At 72.5% G+C, this 15,173-nt stretch carries 12 protein-coding genes; 3 read left to right on the top strand and 9 right to left on the bottom strand.

What is annotated here, in order from left to right:
• Nucleotide 1: 1 nt before the first annotated feature.
• From OG747_RS02685 to OG747_RS02670, 4 genes are all read right to left on the bottom strand, one after another.
• Nucleotides 2–2,224 carry an NHLP family bacteriocin export ABC transporter peptidase/permease/ATPase subunit gene (locus tag OG747_RS02685; protein WP_405877395.1) on the bottom strand — a complete coding sequence of 741 codons (2,223 nt, stop codon included), beginning with the start codon at nt 2,222–2,224 and terminating at the stop codon, nt 2–4.
• Nucleotides 2,221–3,030 (bottom strand): HlyD family efflux transporter periplasmic adaptor subunit, encoded by an 810-nt coding sequence (locus OG747_RS02680; protein WP_405877393.1) that lies wholly within the window; start codon nt 3,028–3,030, stop codon nt 2,221–2,223. Before OG747_RS02680 ends, OG747_RS02685 begins: the two co-directional genes overlap by 4 nt.
• Nucleotides 3,031–3,121: 91 nt before the next feature.
• Nucleotides 3,122–3,337 (bottom strand): type A2 lantipeptide, encoded by a 216-nt coding sequence (locus tag OG747_RS02675; RefSeq protein ID WP_405877391.1) that lies wholly within the window; start codon nt 3,335–3,337, stop codon nt 3,122–3,124.
• Between the two features lie 483 nt (nt 3,338–3,820).
• The gene (locus OG747_RS02670) at nt 3,821–4,234 is read right to left on the bottom strand and encodes a PaaI family thioesterase (protein ID WP_405877389.1); all 414 of its coding nucleotides are present in this window, start codon (nt 4,232–4,234) and stop codon (nt 3,821–3,823) included.
• A gap of 196 nt (nt 4,235–4,430) precedes the next feature.
• Between OG747_RS02670 and OG747_RS02665 the strand changes: the two genes are divergently transcribed.
• Nucleotides 4,431–5,834, top strand: coding sequence for a S1 family peptidase (locus OG747_RS02665; protein ID WP_405877387.1), 1,404 nt, complete (start codon nt 4,431–4,433; stop codon nt 5,832–5,834).
• A gap of 114 nt (nt 5,835–5,948) precedes the next feature.
• Here OG747_RS02665 and OG747_RS02660 read toward each other — a convergent pair whose 3' ends face one another.
• Nucleotides 5,949–8,111, bottom strand: a complete 2,163-nt coding sequence (locus OG747_RS02660; protein WP_405885427.1) for a SpoIIE family protein phosphatase — start codon at nt 8,109–8,111, stop codon at nt 5,949–5,951.
• Between the two features lie 171 nt (nt 8,112–8,282).
• On the opposite strand from OG747_RS02660, the gene OG747_RS02655 reads away from it, so the two are divergent.
• On the top strand, nt 8,283–10,736 hold the full coding sequence (locus OG747_RS02655) for a SpoIIE family protein phosphatase (protein ID WP_405885426.1): 2,454 nt from the start codon (nt 8,283–8,285) through the stop codon (nt 10,734–10,736).
• 60 nt (nt 10,737–10,796) lie between these two features.
• Nucleotides 10,797–11,297: a metallophosphoesterase family protein gene (locus OG747_RS02650; protein ID WP_405877385.1), complete on the top strand. Its 501-nt coding sequence runs from the start codon at nt 10,797–10,799 to the stop codon at nt 11,295–11,297.
• 5 nt (nt 11,298–11,302) lie between these two features.
• Here the strand turns inward: OG747_RS02650 and OG747_RS02645 are convergent, their stop codons facing one another.
• From OG747_RS02645 to OG747_RS02630, 4 genes are read right to left on the bottom strand one after another with little or no spacing between them, the layout of a single operon-like run.
• The gene (locus OG747_RS02645; protein ID WP_405877383.1) at nt 11,303–11,953 is read right to left on the bottom strand and encodes an SRPBCC family protein; all 651 of its coding nucleotides are present in this window, start codon (nt 11,951–11,953) and stop codon (nt 11,303–11,305) included.
• A complete protein-coding gene (locus tag OG747_RS02640; RefSeq protein ID WP_405877381.1) occupies nt 11,937–13,076 on the bottom strand; it encodes an XdhC family protein in 1,140 nt (379 codons plus the stop codon). The genes OG747_RS02645 and OG747_RS02640 overlap by 17 nt, the downstream gene beginning before the upstream one ends.
• Nucleotides 13,077–13,109: 33 nt before the next feature.
• Nucleotides 13,110–14,282, bottom strand: a complete 1,173-nt coding sequence (locus OG747_RS02635; protein WP_405877379.1) for a vWA domain-containing protein — start codon at nt 14,280–14,282, stop codon at nt 13,110–13,112.
• Between the two features lie 5 nt (nt 14,283–14,287).
• Nucleotides 14,288–15,172: an AAA family ATPase gene (locus tag OG747_RS02630; RefSeq protein ID WP_405877377.1), complete on the bottom strand. Its 885-nt coding sequence runs from the start codon at nt 15,170–15,172 to the stop codon at nt 14,288–14,290.
• Between the last annotated feature and the right edge of the window lies 1 nt (nt 15,173).

The raw sequence follows: 15,173 nt of genomic DNA, 5'->3' as shown, positions 1-15,173 counted from the left end.
CTCATCGCTCCTTGACCAGCTCGGCGTAGGGACCGCCGGCCGCCACCAGGGCGTCGTGCCGCCCGCGTTCCACGATCGTGCCGTGCTGAAGCACGACGATCTCGTCGCTGTCGCGCACGGTGCTGAGCCGGTGCGCGATCACCACACAGGCGCAGCCGCGCTTGCGCAGGTTGTCGATGACGGTCTGCTCGGTCTCGGCGTCCAGCGCGCTGGTCACCTCGTCGAGGACCAGGATGCTGGGCCTGCGCACCAACGCCCGTGCGATCTCGAGGCGTTGCCGCTGGCCGCCGGAGAAGTTGCGGCCGTCCTGCTCGATCCGGCTGTGGATGCCACCGGGGCGGCGCGTGACCACGTCGTACAGCGCCGCGTCCTCCAGGGCCGCGACCACGGCGTCGTCCGGGATCGACGGATCCCACAGCGCCACGTTGTCGCGGACCGTCCCCTCGAAGAGGAACACGTCCTGATCGACGAAGGAGACGGAGGCGGCGAGCGCGCCGCGCGGGATGTCCTCCAGCCGCTGACCGTCGATGCGTATCGTGCCCTCCCACGGGGCGTACAGGCCCGAGATCAGCCTGGAGACCGTGGACTTTCCGCTGCCCGAACCGCCCACCAGGGCCACCTGCCGGCCCGGGCCGACCGTCAGCGAGAAGCCGGTGAGAAGCGGCTTGTCGAGCGGACTGTAGCCGAACGTGATGTTCTCCAGCTCGACATGGCCCTGCAGCCGGCGGGTGGACTCGCCGCTGCCGGAGCGGGCGTAGAGCGGGTCGGCCTGGAAGTTCTCGACGTCCTTGAGACGGGCCACGTCGGCCGCGAAGTCCTGGATGCGGCCCGCCACGCCGTTGAGCCGGGTGAGCGGCGCGGTGAAGCGGGTGACCAGGGCCTGGAAGGCGACCAGCAGACCGACCGAGATATGGCCCTCGACCGCCCGCAGGCCGCCGATCCAGAGGATCAGCGCGGAGTTGAGCGTCGCGAGTGTCGGTGCGACCACGCCCAGCCAGGCGCTCGGCACCCCGAGACGCTGCTGCTCCTCCAGCGTGGTCGCGTGCTGGCCCGCCCACTTGCGGAAGTAGCCGTCCTCCCCGCCGGTCGCCTTCATCGTCTCGATCAACTGGAGGCCGGTGTAGGCGGTGTTGGTGAGACGCGCGTTGTCGGCGCGCAGTTTCGCCGTACGGGTCGCGCGCAGCCGGATCACCACCCGCATCGCCACCACGTTGAGCAGCGCGACGCCGATGCCCACGGCCGTGAGCTGCGGGTCGTACGTGTAGAGGAGCACCGCGTACAGGACGACCACGATCGCGTCCACACCCGCCGCCGCGAGGTCGCGGGACAGGGTCTCGGCCACCGCGTCGTTCGACTGGAGCCGCTGCACCAGGTCGGCCGGGCTGCGCTGGGAGAAGAAGGTGACGGGCAGCCGCAGCAGATGGCGCAGGAAGCGGGCGCTGCTGAGCGTCGAGGAGATGATCCGGCCGTGCAGCAGATTCGCCTGCTGAAGCCAGGTCAGCACGACGGTCAGCACCACACAGGCGCCCATCGACGCGAACAGTACGCCGAGCAGCGAGGTCCGGCCGCCGATCAGATACGTGTCGATGTACGTCCGGCTCAGCGCGGGCACCGCCGCGCCGACCGCGACCAGCAGCAGACTCGCCAGTACGGCCGCGGGCATCGTGCCCGAGGTGCCGCGCAATCGGGCAGGCATGGCGCCCAGGACGCCAGGTTTGCGGCCGCCCTTGCGGAAGTCGGGCCCCGGCTCCATGACCAGCACCACACCCGTGAAGCTGGTGTCGAAGTCCTCCATCGGGACGAAGCGGCGGCCCTTGCCGGGGTCGTTGATGTGCACGCCGCGCCGTCCGAAGCGGCGGCCCATGCCGTCGTAGACGACGTAGTGGTTGAACTCCCAGAACAGGATCGCGGGCGCCGTCACCTCGGCGAGCGCGGCCGTGTCCATCTGCATGCCCTTGGCCGTGAGGCCGTAACCGCGCGCCGCCTTCAGGAGGTTGCTGGCCCGGGAGCCGTCCCGGGAGACACCGCAGGCGATGCGCAGTTCTTCGAGGGGGATGTGCCGGCCGTAGTGGCCGAGCACCATGGCGAGGGAGGCGGCGCCGCACTCCACGGCCTCCATCTGGAGGACGGTGGGGGTGCGGACCGTCTTGCCCTTCGCCTTGGGGACGGTGCGCTTGGGCGGGGCGGCGCGGCGTCTGCTCCGGGTGTCTGGTGTGGTGGTCACGGCAGGAGCCAATCGACGGGGCGCTGATCGGCCAGGCGGATCGAACCCGTGGCCAGGGTCATGGAGGTGAGCGCGAACGGTGGGCCGTCCGCCGAGGACCACTTCAGACCGCTCTTCGTCGCGGCGGAGCGGTCGAGGCGGACCAGGACGGCCACCGGCCTGCCCTTCTTGGCGAACTGCTCGCCCAGTTGGCTGTCACCAAGGAAGGAGGAGATCTGCTGAGGGGTCTGTACGCTCCGGCCGGCCGCCTTCACATGGCCGCGCAGCACTCCGTACTGCTGGGTCGGCACCGACTGGACGGTGAGGTCGACCGCGGCGTTCGCGGGGATGGTGGCGGCGCTCTCGGCGGGGACGTACACCGTCGCGTAGAGCGGATCGTCGGCGTGGGCGACCTTCTCCACCGCGGCGACGTTCGCGCCGGTCGAGATGATCGCGCCGATGGTGGCGGCGAGCGCGGTGACGCGGCCCGCGGCGACCGTGCGCACGACGGTCGTACCGCCCTGGGCCGTACGGACCTTGAGCACGGGCGCGTTCGCGGGCAGCCGTTCGCCCTCCTGGGCGACGACCTCGGTGACCTGCCCCGCGACGGGGCTCTGCAGGATGTAACTGCCCTCGCCGTGGGTGAGGACGGCGGGCGCGCTCACGGTGGACGCCACCGTGCCCGTGACAGCCCAGACGGACGCCGCCGCCATGACGGCCACCGTCACGGACAGGACGAGCCAGCCCTGGGGGCGGGCGAAGCGCACCGGAAGGTCGAGCTCTTCGGGCGACTGCAGCTTGGCGAGGGCCTGTTGGCGGAACTGCACGGGACTTCCCTCACCTGTTCGAGAGGTTTACGGCATCCGAGAAGTCCCGGAACCGGGGAGTGGTTCCGGGACTCAACGGCACTGAATGCGATCAGAGACCGGCGACCAGGCCGGTGACCGGGGCGGTGTTCAGACCGGTCACACCCTCGACGGTGCCGACGACCGTGCCCACCAGGCCCGAGACCGGGGCGATGCCGTCGACCAGGCCGGTGACGGTGCCCACGGCGTTCAGCGACAGACCGCCGGAGACGTTGTCGAGGTCGGCGTCCGAGATCTCGGCGGTCTCAACACGGGGGGTGGAGTTCATGATGGAACTTCCCTTCGTATGGATATTTCATAAGGGGGAGAGCGGCCCCCCTCTGGGGACAGATGACGGCCGCCACCGCGGGGGTGCGGCACCCGTTTCCGGGAGCCGTGGGGCTCCCGTTCCCGGGGCCTTGCCGCGACCTCCGCGGTGCAACGGATCAAAGCACGCTCGCGGCGCACGCTTCCAATCAACCGGGGCTCTCACCTGCGAACTTGAGCACCGGGGGCGCCCAACCGTGCAGACGTGCGCACGTCTCGAAGGCGACTTCTTCACATGCTGCACGGCATTGTTCCGTCCCCGCCCTTGCCGCCCCGCGAGCGAAAGGGACAGTCCCCCCGCAATGGCGCGGAGGGGGGCGCGCGACTGTGCAGATCCCCTGTTCACCGTGACGCGCCTGCGTATTCGATGTGCAGATTCCCTGAAGCCAGGATTCCGTTCCTGTTCGGAGACGGACCGTTACTGTCCGGTGGCTGTCCGTGTCGTTCAGCCCAGTAGCGCGTACACGGTGTTCGCGCGCGCCGCGATCTCCTCTGATCCCTCGGCGGTCATCGTGATGTCGGCGAAGGCCATCCGGCGGCCGAGCTTGGTGAGGACCGCCTCCACCAGCACGTCCGCGTCCATGACCGCGCGCTGGAAGGTGGTGGACTGCTGGACCGTCGTCATGGGGACGAACGCGCCGCGCGCCGCCGAGACCGCGATCACGGTCGCCGTGTCGGCGGCGGCCATCAGTGCCTGACCCGACAGGGAGCCGCCCTCCCGGGCCAGCCGCGCCGACCAGGGCAGCCGCAGCACCGCCCGGCCCTCGCTCAACTCCGCCACCGACAGGCCCAGATCGAGCACCCAGGGAGCGAAGTTCACGGAGAGGATCTTGTCGGCTTCCGCGAGGTTCAACGTCATACGAGGCATTCTTCCCCGGTCACGCGGCGTAAAGGCCCGATTGCCTCGTATTCCCTGCCTTTGGCCGAGGCAACTCCTGACTTTCTTCAACACAGTTGAACAGCCCGCGCGGCTCACGCGTATCAACAGGCATCCAGGCGCCCCCTAGTCAGCCGCCGGACGGTGGCCTCGACCCCGTCCCCAGGAGGTCAAAGAGTTGAGTCACAAAAGGATTCCCAAGCGCAAGGCCGCCATCGCTGTCGGAGGCGTCGCGGCGCTCGGAGCGGCGGCCCTGCTGCTGCCCCACGCCAACGCCTCACAGACCGACGCGAAGGACGCCGCTCCCAAGACGCTGAAGTCCGCGGACGCCTCGAACCTGGCCTCGCTCGTCGCCTCCCAGCTCGGTGAGGCCTTCGGCGGCGCGTACTGGGACGCCGCGAAGCAGCAGGTCGTCATCAATATCGTCGGCAACAACAGCAATGTCGTCAACACGGTCGAGAAGGCCGGCGCTGTTCCCCGCAGCGTCAACAACAGCCTGTCCAAGCTCAAGACGGCTGCCAAGACACTGAAGGCCGACGCGACCATCCCCGGCACCGCCTGGTCCATCGACCCCAAGACGAACCAGGTCCAGGTCAGCGCCGACAGCACCGTCACGGGTGCGAAGTGGGCCAAGCTGACCTCGACCGTCGACTCGCTCGGCTCCGGCGTGGCCACGGTCAAGAAGTCCGCCGGCACCTTCAAGACGCTCGTGTCGGGCGGTGACGCCATCTTCGCCCAGACGGCCGCGGGCGGCGTGCGCTGTTCCCTCGGCTTCAACGTCACCGCGAGTGACGGCAGCCCCGCCTTCCTGACCGCCGGGCACTGCGGTGTCGCGGCCAAGCAGTGGTCGGACTCGCAGAACGGCCAGCCGATCGCGACCGTCGACCAGGCCAACTTCCCCGGCGCCGGTGACTTCTCGCTCGTCAAGTACGACGACCCCAACACCCAGACGGCGAGCGAGGTCAACGAGGGGAACGGGAAGACCGTCCAGATCACCCAGGCGGCGGACGCCACGGTCGGTCAGCAGGTTCTCCGGATGGGCAGCACCACCGGTCTGCACGACGGCTCGGTCACCGGTCTCGACGCCACGGTCAACTTCCAGAGTGAAACCGTTCCCGGCGGTGTCGACACCGTCACCGGTCTCATACAGACGAACGTCTGCGCCGAGGCGGGCGACAGCGGCGGCTCCCTGTTCACCCAGGACGGCAGCGCGATCGGCATGACCTCCGGCGGCAGCGGTGACTGCACCGTCGGCGGTGAGACCTTCTTCCAGCCGGTGACGACCGCGCTCCAGGCGACCGGCGCGACGCTCGGCGCGGGTGGCGCCGCGGGCGCCGGCGCCGCGAGCGCCGCGGCCACCGACCCGGCCGCGAGCGCCGCGGCCACCGATCCGGCCGCGAGCGCCGCGGCCACCGATCCGGCGGCGACCGCCCCTGCGGCGACCGACCCGGCCGCGACCGACCCCGCGGCCACGGACCCTGCGGCCACCGACCCGGCCGCCGGCAACCAGTCCGGGACCGGCAGCGCCCAGAACAGCACCGGTATGGACGCCGGCTCCGGCCTGGTGACCAGCACCCCGTGACGCCGGTGACGAAGAGCCACTGACCCGGCCGTGGCACAACGGTCCCGGTCGGCAGTGGAAGGGTCCGGCCCTCCGGCGGGAGGGCCGGACCTCACCGTTTTCCGCTGCCGCACCTCAGTCGTGCGGCAGCACCCGCAGCAGGAGCAGCGCGACATCGTCGAGCCGCTCCTGCGACGCCGCCCCGCTCTGCTCGACGAGGCTGTCGGCCAGCGCGTTCAGCGGCAGATCGCCGGCCTCGGCGAACTGCCGCCCGAGGACGGCCAGCGCGTCCTCGATGTCCACACCCGGCGATTCGATCAGGCCGTCGGTGTACAGGGCGAGGACGGAACCGGGGACGAGCGGGACCTCGGCCGTCGCATACGTGGCGGCGGCATCGATCCCGAGCAGCGGCCCGCCGGCCAGGTCAAGCACCCGTACCCGCCCGTCCGGCCGCCGCAGCAGCGGGGGCGGATGACCCGCGCGCGCCATGACCGCCAGCTCGCGCGCCGGGTCGAGGAGCAGATAGAGACAGCTCACGAACAGCTCGGAGCCCAGGTCGATCAGCATCCGGTTGGTGCTGCGCATGACCTCCCCCGGCGGCTGACCGACGGTCGTGTACGCCCGTACGGCCGTGCGGATCTGCCCCATCAGGCCGGCCGCGGTCACATTGTGGCCCTGGACGTCACCGATCACCGCCGCGGCCAGACCGTGCGAGGGCACCAGGTCGTAGAAGTCCCCGCCGATCTCCATGCCCTGGGTGGCCGGGAGATAGCGCGCGACCGCCTCGATCGAGGGCAGCGACGGCAACGAATGCGGCAGCAGCGCGGCCTGCAGACCGTGCGCCAGCTGCAACTTGGCGTCGTAGAGCAGAGCCCGCTGCAGGGCCTGCGCGATCAGACCGCTCAGACTGGTCAGCACGGCACGCTCGTCCGCCGGGAAAGCGTGCGGTTCCGCGTAGGCGAGGACGCAGGTGCCCACTGGACGCCCGGAAGAGATCAGCGGCAGATACGCCCACGCCGCCATTCCGTCGGGTGCCGTGTCGCGGGACGGATACAGGCGCTCCATCTGCTGACGGGAGTCGAAGAAGGCCGGCACCCCGGTGTTCAGGGCACTCGTGCCTGGGGTCTGCGCGCTGAGCGGCACCCCGTCCCAGCGCTCCAAGATGTGCGCGTCCGGGTATCCCCGGTGACCGAGCACGTGCAGGCGCCCGGCCTGCGAGCCGAGGATCACCAGGGCCTTGCTGCCGACGGCGGGCGCGATCTCGTCCGCCACCAGCTGCACCACGTCCTGCACGCCCACCGCCTGCGTGAGCGCCCCGGCCAGACTGAGCACCTGCGAGATGGTCACCAGGCGCGGGGTGATGTCGTCGTCGCCGTGCCGCGGTCCGGCGCGCCCCATCTCGGCCACCGCCCGGGCCCGGGAGATCCGCACGCTCAGGCCGTTCGTACTGGGATAGAGCCGGAACGACAGCCAGTCGCCGGGTGGTCGCACCGCCACGAACGACGTCGCGTGCTGGCTGATCAGGGCGGCCCGGTAGCGGTCCTCGTAGACGGGATCGTTGAGCCAGGGCACCGTCGCCCACAGCTGGGTGCCCAGCAGCCCGCTGACCGGGACACCGAGCAGCTCCGCCGTCGCCGCGTTGGCGAAGCTGACCCGCCCGTTCAGATCCAGCGCGCACAGCCCGTACGGCAGCCGCGCCACCATCCGTGCCGCCTCCACCGCGCCGAGCGTGCCGGGGACCGCCGTGGCGGCCGGGGCGAGCAGACCGGGATCGGGGTGCAGCGGACGGTGCTCCGCCGCCGCCCGCTCCAGGCGCAGCGCGAGCCGGTCGCAGGCCGAGGTCAGGTGGTCGCGTTCCCGGTCGGAGAGGTCCGGGGGGTGCGAGCCGGGCCAGACCACGAAGACGGCGCCGTACGTCCGCTGTGCGGTCGCCACCGGGAGGGCGGCCAGCGCGAAGGGGTACGGCAGTACCAGGGCGATCCGCGGGAAGCGGCGGGCCATCTCCTCCTCGCCGCCGACCCAGATCAGCCGGCGCTCGCGCACCGCCGCCGTGACCGGGATGGGCGTGTTGAGCCCCACCCGCTCCCACGGCGCCGCGAACGCCCTGGGCATGCCCGCCATCGCCGCCATCTCCAGCACGGATTCGCCGGGCGTCAGCAGATACACCGCCCCGGAGTGGGCGTGGACGTCGTCCAGCATCGAGGCCAGCGTCATCGACAGCAGTGGCTGTCCGACCGGCGCCGGCCGACGACCCGCCGGTGCCTGCTCGGACCCCTGCCAGTCGGGCACGCCGACCACCTCCTCGCAGGACCGCCCGACGGGACCCCCAGGGATCAAGACTCCCTCTTGACGGCCCATCCCGCACGGCGAGCGCCACCCGCGGCACACGCTGCGGCCTCCGGCTCCGCCGCAGGCCGGACGGCCCCGGAACGGTCACAGGGGCTGCGCGAGCGGCGCGGAAGGGCTGTAATTACGGACGTGGTCAGTGAGGGCGCTGCGGAACGCGGAAGGAGAACGCTGCGTGCCGAACTTGCCCTGAAGACGCCCACCCCGGACCTGAACCCGGCCGAACGGCTGCGCCGCATCCTCGAACAGGCCCTCGTCTTCGCCGGCGCGACCTTCGCCGCCGTGTACTCGCCCGCCGAGAGCGGCCACGAACTGTACCTGGCCGAGTCGGCCGGCGTGCCCAGGACGCTCTACGGGCTGCGCGACAGCTATCTCCTCACCGGGGGCTCCCCCGCCGCGGACGTACACCGCTCGGACAGCCCGCTGTGGCTCGGCCCGGCGGAGATCGCCCGCTGCGCCGACGCCCGCCGGCTGCCGTCCCAGGACTTCTGGCTGGCCGTGCTGCCGCTGCCGGACGGCGGCTGCCTGGTCGCGGCCGCCGAGCGCCCGGGCGGCTTCGACACCGAGGACCGGCAGTGCCTGGGCCTGATCGTCGAGGCCGCCGCCTGCCCGGCGCCCGGCTCGGCGGCCGCGCCCGCCGCCCGGCCCACCAGCGCGTTCGACCTCGCCATGGACACCGGGCACGTCGAGGTGGACGACGAGATGCTGGAGCTGTTCGGCCTGAGCCCGGCCGAGTTCGACGGCAAGGTCGAGACCCTGCTGTCGATGACCCTCCCGGAGGACCTGCCCGCGCTGATGTCCGTGGTGGAGGCGGATCACATGTCCATCGGCGACCGCGAGCTGGAGTTCCGCATCCTGCAGCCCGCCGGGGAGCCGAAGTGGCTGCGGCTGCGCGGCCGTCTCCTGCCGGGCGGAGAGGGCCGCCCGGCGCGACTCGTGGGCACCGTCGCCGACGCCTCGAAGCTGCGCCCCGGCGTCAGCGATGTCGCCCGCGTCCAGCGGCTCGCCGCGGCCCTCGCCACCGCGGGCACCGTCCGTGACGTCGGCCAGGCCGTGGTGGCCGCGCTGCGGCGGCCCCTCCAGGCCGACCGGATCGCCCTCGCCGAGATCGAGGGCGACCGCCTCGTCGTCACCCTCCTCGACCCGCCCGAACCGGCCGCCTGGCCCGAGCTGTGGCGCTCCGAGTGGCGCTCGGAGTGGCCCGACGCGCCCGTACGCGCCATGCCGACGCTGGAGGCGGCCCTCAGCGAGGGACGCCCGGCCGTCTGGCCCGCCGGGGCACCCCTGGAACGCGCGCTCGCCGACGTGGGCCCCGGCGGCCTCGCCGTCCTGCCGCTGCCCGTCGGCGGCATCATGGCCGGCGTCTGTCTGATCGGCTGGGACACGCCGCACGAATTCGGTACCGACGAGCGTGCTCTGCTGACCGCGTCCGCGGGCCTCGCCGGCCAGGCCCTGACCCGCGCCCGCGCCTTCGACGCCGAACACGAGCTGGTCGGCATGCTCCAGCGCTCCCTGCTCCCGCGCCGCCTGCCGCGGCTCCCCGGAGCGGTCGCCGTGGCCCGCTATCTGCCCACCACGGCGGGACTGGAGGTCGGCGGCGACTGGTACGACGTGATCCCGCTGCCCGACAACCACGTCGCCCTCGTCATCGGCGATGTGCAGGGCCACAACGCCCAAGCGGCCACCCTCATGGGCCAGATGCGCACGGCCCTGCGCGCGTACGCCGTAGAGGGACACCCCCCGGACGTCGTCGTCTCGCACGCCAACCGTCTCCTCATGGACCTGGAGACCGACCTCTTCGTCACCTGCTGCTACGTCGACGTGGACATGGAGGAGGGCTCCGCCTGGTACGTCCGCGCCGGACACCTCCCGCCCGTGCTGCGCCACCCGGACGGCGGTACGGAGGTCGCCGAGTCCGAGGGCGGGCCGCCGCTCGGCGTCGTCCTGCAGGCCGACTTCCCGATGAGCCCGCTGCGGCTCCAGCTCGGCACGATCCTGGCCCTGACCACGGACGGGCTGGTCGAGTCCGCCGAGGTCGACATCGAGGACGGCCTGAACCGGCTCGCCGGGGAGCTGGCCGCGTCCGACCCCGCCCACCTCGGCATAGTGGCCGACGGACTGCTCACGGGCGCCAACCGCAGCGACGACGTCGCCCTCCTCCTGATGCGCTACGACGGCCTGACGACGCGCCCGCTGCGGGAGACCTGGACCGTCTGGCGTGTCCCGGAAGCGGTCCGGCACGCGCGCCGCTTCGCCCGGCGCACCCTGCGTTCCTGGGGCGTGGGCGACGACGGCATGGACACCGCACTCCTCGTCGTCTCCGAACTCGTCACCAACGCCCTCGTGCATACCGGCGGCCAGGTCAGAATGGACCTCACCCTCATCAACCACCGGCTGCGGATCTCCGTCGCCGACTCCTCGGCCCGTACACCCGTCAAGCCCACCAGCATCGGCTGGGAGGCCACCGGTGGCCGCGGCATCCTCCTGGTCGAGGCCGTGTCGGCGGCCTGGGGCACCGTGCCGGTCAGCGGCGGCAAGCAGGTGTGGAGCGAAATCCTGCTGGACGCGGACGGATAGGGGTCCTGCGACCGGTGTTCCGATCCGAGGGGCGGGGGCCGCGCTCCTAGGGTGGGTACGGTGCGTCTGCTTCTGATGTCCGACACCCACCTGCCCAAGCGGGCCAGGGAACTGCCCTCGCAGCTGATGACCGAACTCCCGCTCGCCGACGTCGTCGTCCACGCGGGCGACTGGGTGGACACCGCCACCCTCGATCTGCTGGAGGAGCGGGCGCGCAGGCTCGTCGGGGTCTACGGCAACAACGACGGCCCCGCCCTGCGCGCCCGCCTCCCCGAGGTCGCCCGCGTGGACCTGGACGGCCTGCGCCTCGGCGTCGTCCACGAGACCGGCGCCGCCCAGGGCCGCGAGCGTCGCTGCGCCGAGCGCTACCCCGACCTCGACGTCCTGGTCTTCGGGCACAGCCACATCCCCTGGGACACCACGACCGACACCGGCCTGCGCCTGCTCAACCCGGGCTCCCCGACCGACCGCCGCCGCCAGCCGCACCACACGTACATGACCGCGACCGTGACCCACGGACGGCTGACCGAAGTGACCCTGCACCGCGTCGAGGCCGGCTGACGGACTCAGCCGCGCCGGTGCCGTCGTATGCGCACGAAGACCAGCGCCAGTACGGCGGCCGCCACCGCGACCGCCACCCGCTTGGCGACCGGAAGTCCGGCCGTCCGCAGCAGGTCGATTGGCTCGACCGGCTCGACCGGCTCCGTCGGTTCGGCCCGTTCGAGCGGTTCGGTGCCTTCGGCTTGGAACGGTGCCGAACGCGCCGATGCCGTAGGCTCGTTGAGGCGCTGCGACAGACAGTCCGCGAACTGCCCGACCAGCTTGTCGCCCACCTCCGCCATGACCCCGCGCCCGAACTGCGCCGGACGCCCCGTCACGGTCAGATCGGTCCGCACCGACACCACCGTGCCGCCGTCGTGTTCGCCGAGCGTGGCCGTGACGGTGGCCCGTGCGGTGCCCTGCCCGCGGGTCTCCCTGCCGCTCGCGATGAGCACCATCCGGTGCGCCGACTCGTCCTGTTCCTCGAAGACGGCGGTGCCCCGGTAGGTCACCGTGATCGGGCCCACCTTCACCTTCACCGAACCGGTCACGGTCTTGCCGTCGTAGTCGTCCACCGTCGCGCCGGGCATGCAGGGGGCGACCCGTTCGATGTCGAGGAGCACCCGCCAGGCGTCCTCGACGGGAACGGGGACGGTGAACTCATGGTGCAGTTCCATGGTGCTCTCCTCCTGTCGGTTCGAGGCGCCCGGGATGGATCGCCCCGCCCGTCGCCGTCAGCGGCGCCCCGCTGCCGCCCCACCGCAGCGCGACGATCTCCGCGGCGACGGACACGGCCACCTCCTCGGGCGTACGGGCGCCGAGGTCGAGCCCGACCGGGGAGCGCAGCCGGGACAGCTCGCGCTCCGACAGACCGGCGTCGATCAGCCGCTTCCTGCGGTCGTCATGGGTACGACGGCTGCCCATCGCCCCGATGTACGCGGCCGGGCGGCGCAGCGCCTCCTCCAGCAGGGGCACGTCGAACTTCGGGTCGTGGGTGAGGACGCAGATCACCGTGCGCGCGTCGGTCGTCGTACCGCGCAGATAGCGGTGCGGCCAGTCGACGACGACCTCCACGCCCGCCGGGAACCGCCTGGGCGTGGCGAAGACGGGGCGGGCGTCGCACACGGTGACCCGGTAGCCGAGGAAGTCCCCGATGCGGGCGGCCGCGGCCGCGTAGTCGATCGCGCCGAAGACCAGCATGCGCGGCGGTGGTGCGAAGGAGTGGAGGAAGACGGTGACGGCGTCCTCGCGGCGCTCGCCGTGCGGCCCGTAGTGCCGCCGGATGGTGGCGCCCTGGGCCAGTTCGCCGCGGGCGTCGGCGGTGACCGCCACGTCCAGACCGGTGGTGCCCAGCGAACCGGCGACCTCGTCCGGCCACACCGCGAGGGTGGCGCCGCGCGGCGCCGGTCCGTCGATCACCGTCGCCACGGTCACCGGGCGGCCGGTGGCCACCGACTCGGCGACGGTACCGAAGGAGGGGTCCTCGTCGGGTGTCACGCGCCGGATGAGCAGGGAGATCTCGCCGCCGCAGGTGAGGCCGACGGCGAACGCGTCCTCGTCGCTGTACCCGAAGGTCTCCAGGCATGCCTCGCCGGACGCCACCACCTCCTGGGCCAGCTCGAAGACCGCCCCCTCGACACAGCCGCCGGACACACTGCCCACGACCTCGTCGCCGGGCCCGACCGCCATGGCCGCTCCCGGGTCGCGGGGCGCGCTGCGGCTGACCGCGACGACGGTGGCCAGCCCGAAGGGGGCACCCACCGCATACCACCGGTTCAGCGCCGGGAGGATCTCACGCATCGCTCGCTCCGCTCACCGCAGGGTGCGTCTCACTCAAGGGTCCGCTCCTCTCACCACCGCGGCCAGCCGCTCCAGCGCGGCCGGGCTGTGCCCCTCGACGAACGCGTCCACGCTCGGCAGCGCCGCCGCCATCCCGGCGGCCAGGGGCGCGTAGCCGGGTCGGGCCTTGCGCGGATTCGCCCAGATCACCCGGTGCGCGAGCCGGTGCAGGCGGCGCATCTGGTCCGCGAGCAGGGCGGGATCGCCGCGCTCCCAGCCGTCCGACAGCAGGACGACGACCGCGCCGCGCGCCATGCCCCGCCGCCCCCAGCGGTCGAGGAAGCCGCGCAGCATCTCACCCAGCCGGGTGCCGCCGCGCCAGTCCGGAACCGCCGCCGCGAGCGCGGCCATGGCCGTGTCGGGATCGCGGTGCGCCAGCTCACGGGTCACCCGGGTCAGCCGGGTCCCGATCGTGAAGACCTCCGTGCGGGCGCCCCGGGCGGCCCCTCCGGTGCGGGAGCCGTGCAGGGCCGCGTGCGCGAACCGCAGCAGCGCGTCCGCGTAGGGCCCCATCGAGCCGCTCACATCCACCAGCAGCACCACCCGGCGGGGCCGGTCCGTGCGCGCACGGTGCCGCAGCCGCGCCGGCTCCCCACCGCCGCGCAGCAACTCCCGTACCGTACGCCGCGGATCGACACCGCCCCGCCGGGCCGGGTGCCGTCGCGCGCTGCGCCGCGCCTCGCCGCGCAGCGTGAACGCGGCCAGCAGCCGCCGCAGTTGCTCCCGCTCGGCGGGGGTCAGCTCGGCGAAGTCCCGGTGCCGCAGTACGTCGGTGGAGTCGGCCAGGACGGCCACCGGCATGGCGTCCTCGGTCCGCGTCGCCGGGCGGGGAACGGGACCGCCGCCGCGTACGACCGTCCGTGTCCGAGTCCGGGGCGCGGGCGCGGGCCGGGCCGGGGGGCCGTCGGGCCGCCCGCCGAAGTACGCGGCGAAGACCCGCTCGTAGCGCTCCAGGTCGTCCTGGCTCCCGCACAGGGTGAGGCGGCCCGCCCAGCAGACGTCCGAGCGCACGCGGGGGTCGAGCACGTCGAGCGCGCCGAGGAAGGCCTGCACCCGGTCGGGCCCGGCGTCGACACCCGCGGCGCGCAGCGCCCGGACGAACCCGACGACCACGGCGGACGCGTCGACGCCCTGTCCCACCATGTTCTCGCCGTTCTCGCCGTTCATGCGGTTCACGTCCCTCGCGCCGTGAGGATCGCCGACAGATCGAGCCCGCGCGCCCGCTCGGCGTCCTCCCGGTACTTCAGCACCGACCCCAGCGTCGCCACCGCCAGCTCCGCGTCCACCTCGGTCGCCCCCAGCGCGTCCAGGGCCTCCGCCCAGTCGATGGTCTCCGCCACTCCGGGCGGCTTGAGCAGGTCCTCGGCGCGCAGGGCCTGCGCGAGCGCGGTCACCTGTTCGGCCAGCCGCGCCGTGATCCGCGGCAACCTCCTTCGTACGATGGCGAGTTCACGGGCGAACCCGGGGTGGTCGAACCAGTGGTAGAGGCACCGCCGCTTCAGCGCGTCGTGCACTTCGCGCGTCCGGTTCGAGGTGAGCACCACGACGGGTGGCAACTCCGCCCGCAGGGTGCCCAGTTCGGGGATGGTGATGGTGTACTCGGACAGCAGTTCCAGCAGGAACGCCTCGAACTCGTCGTCCGCGCGGTCGATCTCGTCGACCAGCAGCACCGACGGCTGGGTCTCCAGCGCCCGCAGCAGTGGGCGTGTGACGAGGAACCGCCGGTCGTACAGCTCCCCTTCGAGCCGGTCGGCATCCGTCACACCCGCGGCCTCGGCCGCCCGCAGGTGCAGCAGCTGGCGTGGGAAGTCCCAGTCGTACAGGGCCTGCGAGGCGTCGATGCCCTCGTAGCACTGGAGCCGGATCAGCGGGGCGCCCATCGCCTCGGAGAGGGCGGACGCGAGCGCGGTCTTGCCCACGCCCGCGTCGCCCTCGCAGAACAGCGGCCGGTGCAGCCGCAGCGCCAGGAAGCAGGCCACGGCCAGCCCGTCGTCGGCGAGGTACCCCGTTTTCTCCAGGCGGGCCCGCACCTCCTGCGGACCGCTCACCTCGTGCATG

Origin of the sequence: Streptomyces sp. NBC_01384 (genome assembly GCF_045040035.1) — a bacterium.
Classification (GTDB): Bacteria; Actinomycetota; Actinomycetes; order Streptomycetales; family Streptomycetaceae; genus Streptomyces.
Note: the sequence above shows the minus strand (reverse complement) of the source record. Positions and strands in the feature narration are given on the sequence as shown.

Coding starts and splice junctions, on each gene's coding strand:
- OG747_RS02635 (WP_405877379.1), bottom strand. CDS start 14,282: ATGAACGGCGAGAACGGCGAGAACATGGTGGGACAGGGCGTCGACGCG.
- OG747_RS02630 (WP_405877377.1), bottom strand. CDS start 15,172: ATGCACGAGGTGAGCGGTCCGCAGGAGGTGCGGGCCCGCCTGGAGAAA.
- OG747_RS02675 (WP_405877391.1), bottom strand. CDS start 3,337: ATGAACTCCACCCCCCGTGTTGAGACCGCCGAGATCTCGGACGCCGAC.
- OG747_RS02645 (WP_405877383.1), bottom strand. CDS start 11,953: ATGGAACTGCACCATGAGTTCACCGTCCCCGTTCCCGTCGAGGACGCC.
- OG747_RS02670 (WP_405877389.1), bottom strand. CDS start 4,234: ATGACGTTGAACCTCGCGGAAGCCGACAAGATCCTCTCCGTGAACTTC.
- OG747_RS02640 (WP_405877381.1), bottom strand. CDS start 13,076: ATGCGTGAGATCCTCCCGGCGCTGAACCGGTGGTATGCGGTGGGTGCC.